Origin of the sequence: Nocardioides sp. SYSU D00065, from assembly GCF_017916425.1 — a bacterium.
In the GTDB taxonomy this organism is placed as follows: Bacteria; Actinomycetota; Actinomycetes; order Propionibacteriales; family Nocardioidaceae; genus Nocardioides.
The window spans coordinates 701,845-716,111 of sequence record NZ_JAFMSX010000001.1 but is presented as its reverse complement, the minus strand read 5'-3'; the positions used below and the strand labels follow the sequence as shown (position 1 = coordinate 716,111).

The following is a 14,267-nucleotide window of genomic DNA, read 5'->3' as shown; positions in this document are numbered from 1 at the left end:
ACCGCAGGCTGGTCACACCACCGCGTGGAGGGAGCTGCGCGGCGTGGGGCCGCGCACCACGGTCGGTCCCACAGGGGAAGGGGCCTCGAGCCGGGTCCGGTAACACACGGGGGTGACCGGACCCGGCTCTGCCGTTCCCGGCGTCGGAAGGTGGCTCTAGGGTCGTGACCATGACCCCGACTCCCCGCGCCGACGGCCGCGCCGACGACGAGCTCCGCCCGATCACGATCACGCGCGGCTGGCTCGACCACGCCGCCGGCTCGGTCCTGATCGAGTTCGGCGGCACCAAGGTGCTCTGCGCCGCGTCCGCCTCGGAGGGGGTGCCCCGCTGGCGCAAGGGCTCGGGGCTGGGCTGGGTCACGGCCGAGTACGCGATGCTTCCCGCCTCGACCAACACCCGCTCCGACCGCGAGTCCGTCAAGGGCCGCATCGGCGGCCGCACCCACGAGATCTCGCGGCTCATCGGGCGCTCCCTGCGTGCCGTGATCGACTACCAGGCGCTTGGGGAGAACACCATCGTCCTCGACTGCGACGTCCTCCAGGCCGACGGCGGCACCCGCACCGCGGCGATCACCGGTGCGTACGTCGCCTTGGCTGACGCCGTCGCGCACCTGCGGGCGGGCGGTGCGCTGACCGGCGAGCCGCTGACCGGCTCGGTCGCGGCGGTGAGCGTCGGCATCATCGACGGCGTCCCGCGCCTGGACCTGCCCTACGTCGAGGACGTGCGCGCCGAGACCGACATGAACGTCGTGATGACCGGCGAGGGCACCTTCGTGGAGGTGCAGGGGACGGCCGAGGGCGCCGCGTTCGACCGGTCCGAGCTCGACGCGCTCCTGACGCTGGCCGAGAAGGGGTGCGCCGACCTGACGCGCCTGCAGCGAGAAGCGCTGGCTCGATGAGGGTCTTCCTGGCCTCGGGCAACGCTGCGAAGGTCCGTGAGATGCAGCGCATCCTCGCCGAGCACGTGCCGGACGTCGAGGTGCTCGGGATCGGCGACGTCGACGGCTACGTCGAGCCGGTCGAGGACGAGCCCACGTTCGCGGGCAACGCGCTGCTCAAGGCACGCGCGGGGGTGGCGGCGACCGGCCTGCCGTCGATCGCCGACGACAGCGGCCTCTGCGTCGACGCCCTGAACCAGATGCCCGGCGTGCTGTCGGCGCGCTGGTCCGGACGGTCCCGGGATGCCGAGGACGGCGACCGGCGCGGCCAGGACCAGCGCAACAACCGGTTGCTGCTCGACCAGCTCCACGACGTGCCCGACGAGCGGCGCGGCGCGCACTTCGCCTGCGCGGTGGCGTGGGTCCTGCCCGACGGGCGCGAGCGGGTGGTCGAGGGCCGGATGGACGGCCGGATCATCCGCGAGCAGCGGGGGAGCGGCGGGTTCGGCTACGACGTGCTGTTCGTCCCGGTCGAGCACGACGCCGAGGGACGCACGTCCGCCGAGCTCGATCCGGCCGAGAAGGACCGGGTCTCGCACCGGGGCAGGGCGCTGCGCGAGCTGGCACCCCAGGTGGCCGCCGACCTGTCGAGGGCGTCTCAGGAGACGTCCTCAGCCGACTGAGGCACCCTCGCTCGCGGCCACTCGCCGGGAGACCCACATGCCCCACAGGGCCGCGAAGACGAACATGACGATCGAGTAGACCGCCGCCGGCACGGAAACCTCGACCTCGTCGAGCACCTCGACCGCCACGAAGATCGCGAGGGTCGCGTTGTGCACGCCGACCTCCATCGACGAGGCGATCGCCTGCGGGCCGGTGACCCCGAACGCCTTCGGCACGACGTAGCCGACCACCAGGCTGATCGCGCAGAACAGGGCCGCGATGACGCCGACGTCGGCGAGGTAGTCGCCGACGTTCTCCAGCTGGTCGAGCAGGATCCCGAGCACCAGGACCGCCAGGATCACCGCGGACCCGATGCGCACCGGCTTGTCCATCCGGCGCGCGAAGCCCGGCGCCCTGGCGTTGACCAGCATGCCGAGGCCGACGGGCAGCAGGATCAGCGCGAACACCTCGACGATCTCCACGAGCGGCATCGACACGTCGTCCTCGCGGCCGAACCAGCCGATGGCCAGGCCGGTGATCAACGGCAGCGTCGCGACCGCGAGGACCGTGTTGATGGCGGTCAGCGTGATGTTGAGCGCCACGTCGCCGCGGAAGAGGTGGCTGAAGAGGTTGGCGGTGGTGCCGCCGGGCGACGCCGCGAGCAGCAGCATGCCGATCCCCAGCAGCGCGGGCAGGTCGAACAGCACCACGAGGCCGAAGCAGATCGCCGGCAGCAGCACCACCTGGCACGCCAGCGCGACCCCGACGGCCCGCGGCGCACGCCCGATCCGCCGGAAGTCGCCCACCGTCAGGTCCAGCCCGAGCCCGAGCATGATGATCGCCAGGGCGACCGGCAGCCCGACGGTGGTCAGAGCGGAGTCCATGGGCGGACTCTAGGGCCCGGTCGCCGTGGTGCGCTCGGAGAGACTCGAACTCTCACTGGCCAGGACCTAAACCTGGTGCCTCTGCCAATTGGGCTACGAGCGCTGGTCAGCCCAACCCTAGGTCCCGGCGCAGCTTCGCGACGTGACCGGTGGCCTTGACGTTGTACTGCGCGAGCTCGACCGTGCCGTCCGCGTCGATCACGAACGTCGAGCGCAGCACGCCCTCCACCTCCTTGCCGTAGAGCTTCTTGGTGCCGTAGGCCCCGTAGGCCCGGTGCACGGCCAGGTCCGGGTCGGAGAGCAGGGTCAGCGTGAGGGCGTCGCGCTCGCGGAACTTCGCGAGCTTGGCGGGCTCGTCCTTGGACACCCCGAGCACCTCGTAGCCCGCACCGCGGAGCGAGTCGAGCGACTCGGAGAAGTCGCAGGCCTGCTTGGTGCAGCCCGGCGTCATCGCGGCGGGGTAGAAGTACACGATCACCCGGCGACCGCGCAGTCCCGCCAGCGAGACCTGCTCCCCGGTGTCGCTGGGCAGGGTGAAGTCGGGGGCGGGGTCGCCGGCGGCGAGGCGGTCGGGCATGGGGACTCCTGTGCGCGGGTGGACGGGCAGTTGGTTGTTGCAAGATCTTTGCAATAAGGTCGAGGGGTGCCGACCCGGTATCGGGGGATCCTGGTCGGCCACCAGACATCCAAGCAGGCGCCACCGCGATCCGGAGACGACGACGTGCACGTGCCCGACGGCTTCCTCGACGCACCGACGTCGGTGGCCACGGGCGTCGTCGCCGCTGCCGCGGTCGCGGTGTCCCTGCGCGGGGCGCGCCGCGAGCTCGACGACCGCACCGCCCCGATGGCCGGTCTCGTCGCGACGTTCGTCTTCGCGGCGCAGATGATCAACTTCCCGGTCGGCGCCGGCACCAGCGGCCACCTCATGGGCGGTGCGCTGGCAGCCGTGCTCGCCGGGCCGTGGACGGCTGTGCTGTGCCTCTCGGTGGTCCTGCTGGTCCAGGCGCTCCTCATGGCCGACGGCGGCATCACCGCGCTCGGCACGAACATCACCCTGATCGGGATCGTCACCGTGGTGGTCGGGTGGGGGGTGTTCGTCCTGCTGCGTCGCGTCCTGCCGGCCCGCACGAGCCTGGTCGCTCCGGCGGCGGCCGTCGGCGCCCTCGTCAGCGTGCCGGTCGCGGCGCTGGTCTTCACCGGCCTGTTCGCCGTCGGCGGCACCGCCCCGGTCGACCTCGGCGCCGTCGCCACCGCGATGCTGGGATGGCACACCGTCATCGGCATCGGGGAGGCGGTCGTCACCGGGCTCGTCGTCGCCAGCGTCGTCGCGTCACGCCCCGACATGGTCCACGGCGCCCGGCCACTGCTGGCCGAGCGCGAGCTCGAGACCCGCGCGGTGGCGGCGTCGTGAGCACCCGCACCGGGACGCGCCGCTTCTACGCGGTGGCGCTGCTCGTCAGCCTGCTGGTCGCCGGCGTCGCGAGCTATTACGCCAGCTCGCATCCCGACGGCCTCGAGTACGTCGCCGAGCAGACCGGCTTCCTCGACTCGGCCGAGGACTCCGCGACCGCCGACAGCCCGCTCGCCGACTACCAGACCTCGGGCGTCGACGACCCGCGGGTCAGCGGCGGCGTGGCCGGCGTGGTCGGCGTGGTGGTGATGCTGGTGCTCAGCACCGGGCTGTTCTGGCTGATCCGGCGCCGAGAGCCCCGGGACCGAGAAGCCCGGGACGCGGGCTCCTGATGCGAGCCGGGGACGGGCTCCACGTCGAGGGCCGCAGCCCCGTGCACCGTGCGCCGGCGCACCTGAAGGTCCTGGCCCTGCTGGGCTTCATGCTCGTCGTGGTGGCGACCCCGCACGAGGCGTACGCCGTGTTCGCGCTGGAGGCGGTGGTGCTGCTCGGCGTCGTGGCGCTCTCCCGGGTCGGGCTGCGCCGCCTGCTCCCGCGCATGGTCGTCGAGCTGCCGTTCGCGGTCTTTGCCGCGCTCATGCCCTTCATCTCGCACGGGCCCCGGACCGAGGTCCTCGGCGTGACGGTGTCCGAGCCGGGGCTCGTCGCGGGCGCCGCGCTGCTCATCAAGGTCAGCATCGGCGTGCTGGCCTCGCTGACCCTGGCAGCGACCACGCACCCCCAGGACCTGCTCCGCGGGCTCCAGCGACTGCGGGTGCCGGAGCTGGTCGTGCAGATCATGGGCTTCATGATCCGCTACCTCGACGTCGTCACCGACGAGTTCGGCCGGATGATGACGGCGCTGCGCTCGCGCGGCTGCGAGCCGCGATCGCCGCGGCACTGGCCGGTGCTGGCCCGCTCGCTCGGCGCCCTGTTCATCCGGTCCTACGAGCGCGGCGAGCGGGTCCACCTGGCCATGCTCTCGCGGGGGTACGACGGTAAGTTGCCGACGTGAGCACCCCAGTCCTGGACGTCCGGGGCCTCGCCTTCGCCTATCCCGACGGCCACCAGGCCCTCTACGGGGTGGACCTCCACGTCCATCGCGGCGAACGGGTGGCGATGCTCGGCCCCAACGGGGCCGGCAAGACCACGCTCGTGCTCCACCTCAACGGCATCCTCACCGCCGGCAGGGGATCGGTGGCCGTGAGCGGGCTGCCCGTCACCAAGGAGCACCTCAAGGAGATCCGCCGCCGGGTGGGCATCGTCTTCCAGGACCCCGACGACCAGCTGTTCCTCGGCACCGTGCGCCAGGACGTGGCGTTCGGGCCGGCCAACCTCGGTCTCCGGGGAGCCGAGCTCGACCGCCGGGTGATGGACGCGCTCGACCGGGTCGGCATGGCCGACTTCGCCGACCGGCCCCCGCACCACCTGTCGTACGGCCAGCGCCGCCGCGTCGCGGTCGCCACGGTCCTGGCGATGGAGCCGGAGATCCTGGTGCTCGACGAGCCCTCGTCCAACCTCGACCCCGCATCGCGCCGCGAGCTCGCCGACATCCTGCGCAGCCTCGACGTGACGGTGCTGATGGTGACCCACGACCTGCCCTACGCGCTCGAGCTCTGCCGGCGCAGCGTGGTGCTGAGCGACGGGGTGGTGGTGGCCGACCGGTCGACCCTCGACGTCCTGACCGACGACGCGCTGATGGCCGCCCACCGGCTGGAGCTGCCGTGGGGCTTCGATCCCCGGCGCATTGATAGCCTGCCCAGGTGACCCAGGACATGCGCGCGCTCGAGCGCGAGATCGAGGAGACGCGTCAGCGGCTCGCCTCGACGATCGACCAGCTCGCCCACCGCGCTCACCCCAAGACGATCGTCGATCGGCAGGTCGCGACTGTGAGGTCCACGTTCGTGGACGACAGCGGCGCACCGCGCACCGACAACATCCTCAAGGTCGCCGGCGCCGTCGTGGGCGTCGTGGTCCTGCTCACGGTCGTCCGGAAGGTCGCGCGCTGAGCACCCCGCCGGACAGCACGGCCGCCGGCGGCGCCGGCGCGGCGATCAAGATGCTGCACGACCGCCTGCTGGTCGAGGTCGACAAGGAGGCGGGCGAGCGCCGCTCGACCGGCGGCATCGTCATCCCCGCCACCGCGGCGATGGGCGCGCGGCGGCTGGCCTGGTCGCGCGTGATCGCCGTCGGCCCGCACGCGCGCGCCGTCGAGGTCGGTGACCGGGTGCTCTTCGATCCCGAGGACAAGGCCGAGGTCGAGATGCACGGCGAGGTCTACGTCGTCATGCGCGAGCGCGACGTCCACGCGGTCGCGGCCGAGCGCCTCGAAGGCGGCTCGACAGGGCTCTACCTCTAGACCGCGCAGAACACGAGAAGGGACCGCCAGTGCTCCGTCGAAGGTTCGCCCGCCTCGTCCTGCGCGCCGCCCGCTGGCGCGCGGTGGGGGAGGTGCCGCAGCGCGGTGTCCTGGTCGGCGCGCCGCACACGTCCAACTGGGACTGGGTGCTCACCATGCTGCTGGCCTGGAGCTACGGGATCACCATCCGGCTCCTGGTCAAGCAGGAGCTGTTCGTCGGGCCGCTGGGCTGGCTGCTGCGTCGCACCGGGGCGGTCGAGCTCGACCGCAAGAACCCGTCGGCCACGGTCAAGGAGCTGCTCGCCGAGGCAGAGGGCGACGACCCGTGGCTGCTGGGCATCGCGGCCGAGGGGACCCGCTCGCGAGGGGAGTACTGGAAGTCCGGCTTCTACCGCATCGCCCGTCAGACCGGCCTCCCGATCACCCTGGCCTTCCTCGACGTGCCCTCGCGCACGGTGGGCTGGGGTCCGACGTTCCACCCCAGCGGCGACGTGAGCGCCGACATGGACGTGCTGCGGGAGTTCTACGCGGACAAGACCGGCTTCCACCCAGAGGGGTTCACGCCGCCGCGGCTGCGCGAGGAGGGGTGAGCCCCGGCCCTCCGAAGGGGTGTGCGCGAGTGGTCGTGCGTCACGCGACGCCGCTAGGTTGAGGCCCCCAACCGAAGGGAGCACATCATGGCGTTTCTGCTGTGGATCATCGCCGTCATCCTCGTGGTGGCCGGCATCGTCTCGCTGGTACGCGGCCAGATGTTGTGGGGGATCCTGCTCATCGTCGTGGGCCTGCTGGTCGGTCCGGGCGGCTACAGCATCTTCAGGTAGCCCCCGCGCGCACGAATGCGGAGAGCCGGTCCCGACGTCGGGACCGGCTCTCCGCGTCTCCCGCCTCCGTACCGCAGCGCGAACCGTCCCGTCCTAGGAGTGCCGATGACCCGTGACGAACCGTCCCCCCGCGCGCTGGACGAGGTCGACCGCCTCCTGGCGCGGATCGAGGCCGTGGATCCGCTCGTCAACGCCGTGTGCACGCTGCACCCCGAGGCGGCGGCCCAGGCACGGGCCCTGGACCGCGAGGCGGCCGCCGGGCACGTTCGCGGGCCGCTCCACGGGCGGGCCGTGCTCGTCAAGGACAACATCGACACCCACGACCTCGTCACGACGGCGGGCTCGCTGGCGCTGGCCGACGCACCGCCACCGGTCCGCGACGCCACGCTCGTGCGGCGCCTGCGTGCGGCCGGCCTCGTCGTCCTCGGCAAGACCAACCTGTCGGAGTGGGCGAACATCCGCGACGAGAGCTCGGCGTCCGGCTGGAGCGCGTACGGCGGGCTGACGCGCAACCCCCACGCCCTCAACCGGTCGTCCGGCGGCTCGAGCTCCGGCAGTGGTGCGGCGGTCGCGGCGGGCCTGGCGTCGCTGGCGGTCGGCACCGAGACCGACGGATCCATCACGTGTCCCGCCGCGTTCAACGGCTGCGTCGGCATCAAGCCGAGCGTCGGCACGGTCCCTACTGATGGCGTGGTGCCGATCGCGCCGTCGCAGGACTCGCCCGGCCCGATGGCCAGGACGGTCCGGGACGCGGCCGCCCTGCTGGGTGTGATGGCCGGGGACGGGACCGACTACGCCGCGCACGCCGTCGCCGGCCGGCTGGCCGGCAGGCGCATCGGCGTGCCGCGCGCGACGTACTGGGGCTACTCGCCGCACGCCGACGCCGCTGCCGAGCGGGCGGTGTCCCTTCTCGCGGCCCAGGGAGCGACGATCGTCGACGGCACCGACCTGCCGACGATCGACGACCGGGTGTGGGAGGACGAGCTGCTCGTGCTGCTGGCCGAGTTCCGCACCGGCGTCGCGGACTACCTGGCGACCCGCCCGGGCGACGTGCCGCGCACGCTCGAGGAGCTCGTCGCCTTCAACCGGGCGCACGCGGCGACCGAGCTCGCCCATTTCGGGCAGTCGCTGTTCGAGAAGGCGCTGGAGGGACCGCTCGCCGGGAGCGCGGCGCACCTGGCCGCCCGCGAGCGCGGCGTGGCCGCCACCCGCGACGACGGTATCGACGCGGTGCTGCGTGCGCACGACCTGGACGCGCTGGTCACCCCCTCCTACGCGCCCGCGCACCCGATCGACCTCGTCAACCCCGAGTCCTTCCCGGGCTCGTGCACCGGACCGAGCGCGGTCGCGGGCTATCCGCTCGTCACCGTGCCCACCGAGCTCGCCGCGGGGCTGCCGGTCGCGGTCTCCTTCTGGGGCACCGCCGGGGCCGAGACGACCCTCGTCGAGATCGCCCACGGCTACGAGGCGGCACGCGATGCCACCTCCGGCCCGCTGCCCGAGCCGGCGTACGCACCGTTCGTCTGAGACGCGAAGAGCCGGCCCGTCAGGACCGGCTCTTCGCTTCGGTACGCCATCAGGGACTCGAACCCCGAACCCGCTGATTAAGAGTCAGCTGCTCTGCCAATTGAGCTAATGGCGCAGGCGGTGAAGCGAGGACAACACTACCGCGTGGTGTCCTGCGGACGAAATCGAGGTCGTTGCTCGGGGCGGGCGTCAGAGCTCCGCGATCACGGCCTGGGCCGCGTTGTGCCCACCGAGCCCGGAGACCGCGCCGCCGCGTCGAGCACCCGACCCGCACAGGAGCACCGCGTCGTGCTCGGTCTGCACGCCCCACTGCTGGGCCGGGGTGTCGAGCCGCGCGCGGTTGGGCGCCCAGGGCCACTCGAGGTCGCCGTGGAAGATGTGGCCGCCGGGCATCGCGAGGTCCCGCTCGACGTCCTGCGGGACCTTCGCCTCCAGGCAGGGCCTGCCGTCGGCGTCGGTGGCCAGGCAGTTCACGATCGGCTCCGCCAGCACCGCGTCGAGCGAGGCCAGCGCGCGCTGTATGGCAAGCTCGCGTGCCCCCGGATCCGCCTCGAAGAGCCAGGCGGGGGTGTGCAGGCCGAAGTAGGTCAGGGTGTGCTGCGACCCGGCGCGCTCGCCCAGGATCGAGGGGTCGGTCAGGCTGTGGCAGTACACCTCGCCCGGCATCGGGTCGGGCACCGCGCCGGCCGCGGCGGCGGCGTACGCCTGCTCGAGCAGCCCGTAGTCCTCCGCGAGGTGCAGCGTGCCGGCGAACGCGACCTCCGGGTCCGCGCCGGACCGGAGCGCCGGCAGCCGGTCGAGCAGGAGGTTGATCTTGAGCTGCGACCCGACCGGCTTGGTGCCGGCGTCCTCGCCTTCGCCGAGGAGGATGCGCAGCACCCAGGGCGCGACGCCGGACAGGACGCGCCGGGCCGTGACCGAGTGCTCCCGGGTGCCGTCGTGCCAGGTGACCTCCGCGCCGTCGGTCCCCGGCGCGATCGCGCTCACCCCGGCGCCGGTGACGATCTCGGCGCCGGCATCGACCGCTGCCCGGGCGAGGGCGGTGGTGAGCGCCCCCATCCCGCCGACGGGCACCCGCCACTCGCCGGTCCCGTTGCCGATCAGGTGGTAGAGGAAGCAGCGGTTCTGGATCAGCGACGGGTCGTCCAGCGAGGCGAACGTGCCGATCAGCGCGTCCGTCGCGACCACGCCGCGCACCGTGTCGTCGGTGAACCGCGCCGTGATCGCTCGACCCAGCGGGTGCTCGACGACGTCGGCCCACACGCCCTCCGGCACGAGGGCCCGCACCTCCCGCTCGGCGGGAAGCGGCTGCATGAGGGTCGGCGCCACGACCGCGGCCAGGTCGCCGACCTCGGCGTAGAAGCGCTGCCACGCGGCGTACTCCTCGTCGCCTCCAGTGAGGTCGCGGAACGACGCCCGCGTGGCCGCGCCCTCCGGTCGCTCGACGAGCAGGCCGCCGGTGCGTCCCGCGCGGGTCCAGGGGGTGTACGACGCGGTGGTCCGCGAGACCAGCCGGACGTCGAGGTCGAGGTCGGCCATGAGCTGCTCGGGCATCAGGCTGACGAGGTAGGAGTAGCGGGAGAGCCGGGCGGGCTGGCCGGCGAACGGCTCGACCGAGACGGCTGCGCCCCCGGTCTGGCCGAGGCGCTCGAGCACCAGGACCGACAGGCCGGCGCGGGCGAGGTAGGCGGCGCTGACCAGACCGTTGTGGCCGCCCCCCACCACGACGACGTCATAGCTGGTGGCGGTGCTCATCGGCCCAACGTAGACCGTCGACCGGGCGCCGGTCGGTAGCCGCGTCGTCCGTTGGTGCGTGCGTTGCTGGTCGCGCGCCTGTACGGCGGTGGGCGGCTGGCTGGCTGGGGATGGCTGGCTGGGGTGGGCTGGCTGAGGTGGGCTGGCTGAGGTGGGCTGGCTGGTTGGGGTCGGCTGGCTGGTCGGGGTGAGCGCAGTCGGCGCGGTCGGCGGGGTGCCCGGACGGTTGGGGTGGCGCGGCTGGGGTGGCGCGGATAGCTGCAGGTGGCGCGCGGACGGCTGTGGGGATGGGCTCGGCTGGCTGGGCGCAGCGCGGCCGGCGGGGCGGTGGAAGGGCCCTGACGGCAGGGCGGGCGGGCGCGGGGCGGCCCGGAGGGCGAGGCGACGCGGACCCCGACCGTCGGTCAGTCAGCTCAGCGGCTCGACCGGGGCATGCCTGCGGCCCCGCGGGCGGATGCTCGCGGGGTGTGGGGCGGGGTCATGGTCGGCGTGGCAGCGGGACCGGTGGTGGGTCGCCGAGTGCGGTGGTGCCGGACGGATCTCGTCTGAACCGGTGGCCGTGGGGGCTGGTCCACTCGAACGTGCCGGGTCCGGTGGCGGTGTAGCGCCAGGCGGAGTGTGTCTTGAGCCGGTGGTGCCTGCGGCAGAGGGCGGCGAGGTTGGACGTGGTGGTGGGCCCGGGTTGTGGCCGGTCCTTGTCGTCGGCGTCTGGGTCGTGGGGGATGACGTGGTCGATGTCGCAGCCACGAGCCGGTTGTGAGCACCAGGGGAAGACGCAGGTGCGGTCGCGGAGGACGACGTGCTCGCGGACCCGGTCGGGGATGTCGTAGCCGGGGGTGGTGAGGTCGGCGGTGAGGTCGATGACGGGCTTGATGGTGACCTTGGTGCGCGTGTCGGCGCACCATCCCCTGACCTGGTCCAGCAACAGGAGCCGCTGGCCTTCCTCCATGCGACCGGTGGCGCCGAACACCGTCTGCTCACCGACCGTGGAGGCGTCGAAGTGGGCGTGCAGGACGACCTCCCGCGCGACCGGCAGCCCGTCGTGTGCCCGCGCCTCTGTGGACCCCTGCTTGTAGAGGTCGAGCGCGGTCTGCGTGCGGGCCAGGTCGCCGAGTGCCTTGGCCCGGCGAGCATCCAGCGTCTCGGCCGAGCCAAGGGCCGCGAGCGTCGCGGCGCCGTGCGCGAGCGCCCGGTCGAGGTCGAGGGCGTCGGCGAGGTCGAGCTCGGCCTCCAGGCGCATGGTCCCGGCGTAGTGCACGTCCTGGGTGTCGATGGTGGCGTGGCGCGGGTCCACGGCGAGGTAGCCGTCCTCCGGATCCCCGGCCGGATCGGGAAGCGCGAGCTCGAACCGCTTGATGGTCTCGGCGACGAGCCGGTCGAGCTGTGCGGGACCGATGCGCCCGGCGACCGCGGCGACCTGGGAGTCGACCCAGCCCGCTGCCTCGCGGGTGAGCGCGGGTGTGGCGTGGATGGTGGCCTCGGCGACCGACCGGGCCCGCCACGCCGGCACGCGGCCGGACTGGACCTGGGCCCACAGCCGGGGGAGGCGGTGGCGCAGCTCGAGTGCGTGCCCGATGAGCCGCTTCGCCGCGGTCGTCGAGATCCCGAGCACGGCACCGAGCTCCGCGACACAGAACTCCGCCACCAACGGCGCACCCTCACCGGCGATGGGCTCCTCGTGCTCACACCCCGGCACGGCGAACGACGCAGCTGCGTGAATCGACTCAGGAGGGTGCAGGTCCGCCCACCGGGCAGCCAGGTCGAGCTGGTCCGCTGCCGCGCGATCCTCTGCGGCCTTCCGCTCCTTGATCGCAGCCAGCAGCGCGGCAGCGGAGAGGTCCTCGACCTCTGCGCCTCGCGGCCCTGCCAGCGTCTCGATCATGTGTTCGATTATACGCTCAACCACCGACACCGGCAAGGCTCGCGACCGCAATCTGGGGAGAGGAAGGTGTCGTACCGGTTCCCGCTGCGGCTCCGGTCGCGGTTGCTGCTGTTCGACAGCTCGGCGTCGGTTGCGACACCGCCGGCGGACCCCTCGATCAGCGACAGACGCGGCGAACCTCAGCCGGCCCGCAGCGGCCGCCCCAACTGCCGAAACCTCAGGCGCCCTCCTGCGCCGCCTGCTCGTCGAGCAGCGCGCGAGCGTGGGCGCCGCTCTCGCCCTCCTGGTCCAGCCCGCGGCGGAAGCTGTCGAGCTTCTCGCGCCCGGCCGGGAACGGGGGGAGGAGCGGTACGTCGGGGTCGACCACCGCCTCGATCACGACGGGCCGGTCCGCGGCGAGGGCGCGGTCCCAGGCGTCGTCGACGTCCTCGGGCCGGTCGACGCGGATGCCGGTCAGGCCCAGCAGCTCGGCGTACGCGGAGTAGGGGAAGTCGGGCAGTGCCTGGCTGGCGTCGTAGCGCGGGTCGCCCTCGGTCTCGCGCTGCTCCCACGTGACCTCGGCGAGCTCCTGGTTGTGCAGGACCAGCACGACGAAGCGCGGATCGGCCCACTCGCGCCACCGGTGCGCGACCGTGATCAGCTCGGAGATGCCGTTCATCTGCATGGCGCCGTCGCCGGCGAGCGCGACGACCGGCCGGTCGGGGGCGTGGAGCTTGGCTGCGAGGCCGTAGGGCAGGGCCGAGCCCATCGAGGCGAGGGTGGAGGACAGGTGCGCCGGTACGCCGGGCGGCAGGGTGAGGTGCCGGGCGTACCAGTAGGTCACGGACCCCACGTCGACACTGACCTGCGCGTCGGCCGGCAGCCGCGGCGAGAGCCCCCGGACCACCCGCTCCGGGCTGAGGGGGTCGGCGGGTCCCTCGGCCCGCTCGGCGGCGAGCCGGTGCCAGGCCTGCACCCGGTCCGCGACCTCCGCGCGCCAGCCGTCGCGCTGCTCGAGCAGCGGGAGCAGCGCCGTGAGCGTCTCGGCGGCGTCGCCGACCAGCCCCACCTCGACGGGGTAGCGGTTGCCCAGGTGGCGGCCGTCGATGTCCACCTGCACGCCCCGCGCCTGGCCGGGTGCGGGGTAGAACTCGGTCCACGGGTCGTTGCTGCCGACCACGAGCAGGGTGTCGCAGCTGTCGAGGAGCCACCCGGACGCGGTGGTGCCGAGGTGGCCCATCACGCCGCAGCTGGTCGACAGCGTCTCGTCCCACCACGGCTTGCCCAGGAGCGACGTGGTCACGCCGGCACCGAGCCGCTCGGCGACGGCCTGCACCTCGGCTCCCGCGCCGCGGGCGCCCTGGCCCACGAGCAGGGCGACGCGCCGCCCGGCGTTGAGCACCTCGGCGGCAGCAGCGAGGTCGTCGTCGTGCGGCAGCACCCGCGGGGGACGCCACTGCGGCGCGGTGGGTACGACGCCGTGCTCGTGCGGCACCTCCTCGGGCGCCGGCGCCACCTGGACGTCGTGGGGGAGGATCACCACGCACGGCGACCGGGTGGCCAGCGCCGTGCGGAACGCCCGGTCCACGACCATGGCCGCCTGCTCGGGGGCGAGGACCGCCTGGACGTACTGCGCCGCCACGTCCTGGAACAGGCTGCTCAGGTCGATCTCCTGCTGGTACTCCGCTCCGAGCGCCGTGGTCGGCTGCTGGCCGACGATCGCGACCACGGGATGGTGGTCGAGCTTGGCGTCGTAGAGGCCGTTGAGCAGGTGTACGGCCCCGGGCCCCTGGGTGCTGGTCACGACGCCGACCCCGCCGGCGTACTTGGCGTGCCCGACGGCCATCAGCGCGGCGTTCTCCTCGTGGCGCGCCTGCACGAACTCCGGGTCGCCGCCGGCTCGCCGCAGTGCGCCCATGAACCCGTTGATGCCGTCGCCGGAGTAGCCGAAGACGCGGTGCACGCCCCAGGCGAGCAGGCGCTCGACGACGAGGTCGGCGACGAGTCGCTCGCCGCCCACGTCAGGCCCGCCCGGTCTGGGTCTGGGGTGGGGTCGGTCGGGTCGGGGTCACTCGCGCGTCGGCCACGCCACCCGGTGCCCCGCGCCCCCGCGGCCATGCGTGAGGCAC

The 14,267-nt window shown here is 73.3% G+C and carries 16 protein-coding genes and 2 tRNA genes; 11 read left to right on the top strand and 7 right to left on the bottom strand.

The window, feature by feature from the left end; genetic code table 11:
* Nucleotides 1-170 precede the first annotated feature (170 nt).
* Nucleotides 171-899, top strand: coding sequence for a ribonuclease PH (gene rph, locus J3P41_RS03520; RefSeq protein WP_210648836.1), 729 nt, complete (start codon nucleotides 171-173; stop codon nucleotides 897-899).
* Nucleotides 896-1,561, top strand: coding sequence for an RdgB/HAM1 family non-canonical purine NTP pyrophosphatase (rdgB, locus tag J3P41_RS03515; RefSeq protein WP_210648835.1), 666 nt, complete (start codon nucleotides 896-898; stop codon nucleotides 1,559-1,561). The genes rph and rdgB overlap by 4 nt, the downstream gene beginning before the upstream one ends.
* Here the strand turns inward: rdgB and J3P41_RS03510 are convergent.
* The 3 genes from J3P41_RS03510 to bcp form a co-directional block, all read right to left on the bottom strand.
* Entirely contained in the window at nucleotides 1,550-2,425 is an 876-nt protein-coding gene (locus tag J3P41_RS03510) for a bile acid:sodium symporter family protein (protein ID WP_210648834.1), read from the bottom strand. The two genes, rdgB and J3P41_RS03510, sit on opposite strands and share 12 nt — an antisense overlap.
* A gap of 26 nt (nucleotides 2,426-2,451) precedes the next feature.
* Nucleotides 2,452-2,528 (bottom strand) — tRNA-Leu (locus tag J3P41_RS03505).
* Between the two features lie 3 nt (nucleotides 2,529-2,531).
* Nucleotides 2,532-3,002, bottom strand: a complete 471-nt coding sequence (gene bcp, locus J3P41_RS03500) for a thioredoxin-dependent thiol peroxidase (RefSeq protein ID WP_210648833.1) — start codon at nucleotides 3,000-3,002, stop codon at nucleotides 2,532-2,534.
* A gap of 66 nt (nucleotides 3,003-3,068) precedes the next feature.
* Here bcp and J3P41_RS03495 point away from each other — a divergent pair, with 66 nt between their 5' ends.
* From J3P41_RS03495 to J3P41_RS03455, 9 genes are all read left to right on the top strand, one after another.
* Complete coding sequence (locus tag J3P41_RS03495; protein ID WP_307861806.1) at nucleotides 3,069-3,836, top strand: energy-coupling factor ABC transporter permease; 768 nt, start codon at nucleotides 3,069-3,071, stop codon at nucleotides 3,834-3,836.
* Nucleotides 3,833-4,168, top strand: coding sequence for a PDGLE domain-containing protein (locus tag J3P41_RS03490; protein ID WP_210649822.1), 336 nt, complete (start codon nucleotides 3,833-3,835; stop codon nucleotides 4,166-4,168). Before J3P41_RS03495 ends, J3P41_RS03490 begins: the two co-directional genes overlap by 4 nt.
* A complete protein-coding gene (gene cbiQ, locus J3P41_RS03485) occupies nucleotides 4,168-4,830 on the top strand; it encodes a cobalt ECF transporter T component CbiQ (protein ID WP_210648832.1) in 663 nt (220 codons plus the stop codon). The genes J3P41_RS03490 and cbiQ overlap by 1 nt, the downstream gene beginning before the upstream one ends.
* Nucleotides 4,827-5,582 carry an energy-coupling factor ABC transporter ATP-binding protein gene (locus J3P41_RS03480; RefSeq protein ID WP_210648831.1) on the top strand — a complete coding sequence of 252 codons (756 nt, stop codon included), beginning with the start codon at nucleotides 4,827-4,829 and terminating at the stop codon, nucleotides 5,580-5,582. The genes cbiQ and J3P41_RS03480 overlap by 4 nt, the downstream gene beginning before the upstream one ends.
* On the top strand, nucleotides 5,579-5,824 hold the full coding sequence (locus tag J3P41_RS03475) for a DUF3618 domain-containing protein (protein WP_210648830.1): 246 nt from the start codon (nucleotides 5,579-5,581) through the stop codon (nucleotides 5,822-5,824). The genes J3P41_RS03480 and J3P41_RS03475 overlap by 4 nt, the downstream gene beginning before the upstream one ends.
* A 50-nt stretch (nucleotides 5,825-5,874) precedes the next feature.
* Entirely contained in the window at nucleotides 5,875-6,174 is a 300-nt protein-coding gene (locus J3P41_RS03470) for a co-chaperone GroES (protein ID WP_210648829.1), read from the top strand.
* 29 nt (nucleotides 6,175-6,203) lie between these two features.
* Nucleotides 6,204-6,764 carry a 1-acyl-sn-glycerol-3-phosphate acyltransferase gene (locus J3P41_RS03465; RefSeq protein ID WP_210648828.1) on the top strand — a complete coding sequence of 187 codons (561 nt, stop codon included), beginning with the start codon at nucleotides 6,204-6,206 and terminating at the stop codon, nucleotides 6,762-6,764.
* Nucleotides 6,765-6,851: 87 nt separating this feature from the next.
* A complete protein-coding gene (locus tag J3P41_RS03460; RefSeq protein WP_210648827.1) occupies nucleotides 6,852-6,995 on the top strand; it encodes a GPGG-motif small membrane protein in 144 nt (47 codons plus the stop codon).
* Between the two features lie 105 nt (nucleotides 6,996-7,100).
* The gene (locus tag J3P41_RS03455) at nucleotides 7,101-8,522 is read left to right on the top strand and encodes an amidase family protein (RefSeq protein WP_246861438.1); all 1,422 of its coding nucleotides are present in this window, start codon (nucleotides 7,101-7,103) and stop codon (nucleotides 8,520-8,522) included.
* 42 nt (nucleotides 8,523-8,564) lie between these two features.
* Here J3P41_RS03455 and J3P41_RS03450 read toward each other — a convergent pair.
* From J3P41_RS03450 to J3P41_RS03435, 4 genes are all read right to left on the bottom strand, one after another.
* Nucleotides 8,565-8,637 (bottom strand) — tRNA-Lys (locus tag J3P41_RS03450).
* A gap of 74 nt (nucleotides 8,638-8,711) precedes the next feature.
* Nucleotides 8,712-10,277, bottom strand: a complete 1,566-nt coding sequence (locus J3P41_RS03445) for an NAD(P)/FAD-dependent oxidoreductase (RefSeq protein ID WP_210648825.1) — start codon at nucleotides 10,275-10,277, stop codon at nucleotides 8,712-8,714.
* A 478-nt stretch (nucleotides 10,278-10,755) separates the two neighbouring features.
* On the bottom strand, nucleotides 10,756-12,159 hold the full coding sequence (locus tag J3P41_RS03440) for an HNH endonuclease signature motif containing protein (protein ID WP_210648824.1): 1,404 nt from the start codon (nucleotides 12,157-12,159) through the stop codon (nucleotides 10,756-10,758).
* A 217-nt stretch (nucleotides 12,160-12,376) separates the two neighbouring features.
* Nucleotides 12,377-14,158, bottom strand: a complete 1,782-nt coding sequence (locus J3P41_RS03435; protein WP_210648823.1) for a thiamine pyrophosphate-requiring protein — start codon at nucleotides 14,156-14,158, stop codon at nucleotides 12,377-12,379.
* Nucleotides 14,159-14,267: the final 109 nt, after the last annotated feature.

Excerpts from the sequence above, each read along its gene's own strand:
- rph (WP_210648836.1), top strand. The coding sequence starts at position 171 with ATGACCCCGACTCCCCGCGCCGACGGCCGCGCCGACGACGAGCTCCGC.
- rdgB (WP_210648835.1), top strand. The coding sequence starts at position 896 with ATGAGGGTCTTCCTGGCCTCGGGCAACGCTGCGAAGGTCCGTGAGATG.
- J3P41_RS03510 (WP_210648834.1), bottom strand. The coding sequence starts at position 2,425 with ATGGACTCCGCTCTGACCACCGTCGGGCTGCCGGTCGCCCTGGCGATC.
- bcp (WP_210648833.1), bottom strand. The coding sequence starts at position 3,002 with ATGCCCGACCGCCTCGCCGCCGGCGACCCCGCCCCCGACTTCACCCTG.
- cbiQ (WP_210648832.1), top strand. The coding sequence starts at position 4,168 with ATGCGAGCCGGGGACGGGCTCCACGTCGAGGGCCGCAGCCCCGTGCAC.
- J3P41_RS03470 (WP_210648829.1), top strand. The coding sequence starts at position 5,875 with ATGCTGCACGACCGCCTGCTGGTCGAGGTCGACAAGGAGGCGGGCGAG.
- J3P41_RS03460 (WP_210648827.1), top strand. The coding sequence starts at position 6,852 with ATGGCGTTTCTGCTGTGGATCATCGCCGTCATCCTCGTGGTGGCCGGC.
- J3P41_RS03455 (WP_246861438.1), top strand. The coding sequence starts at position 7,101 with ATGACCCGTGACGAACCGTCCCCCCGCGCGCTGGACGAGGTCGACCGC.
- J3P41_RS03445 (WP_210648825.1), bottom strand. The coding sequence starts at position 10,277 with ATGAGCACCGCCACCAGCTATGACGTCGTCGTGGTGGGGGGCGGCCAC.
- J3P41_RS03440 (WP_210648824.1), bottom strand. The coding sequence starts at position 12,159 with ATGATCGAGACGCTGGCAGGGCCGCGAGGCGCAGAGGTCGAGGACCTC.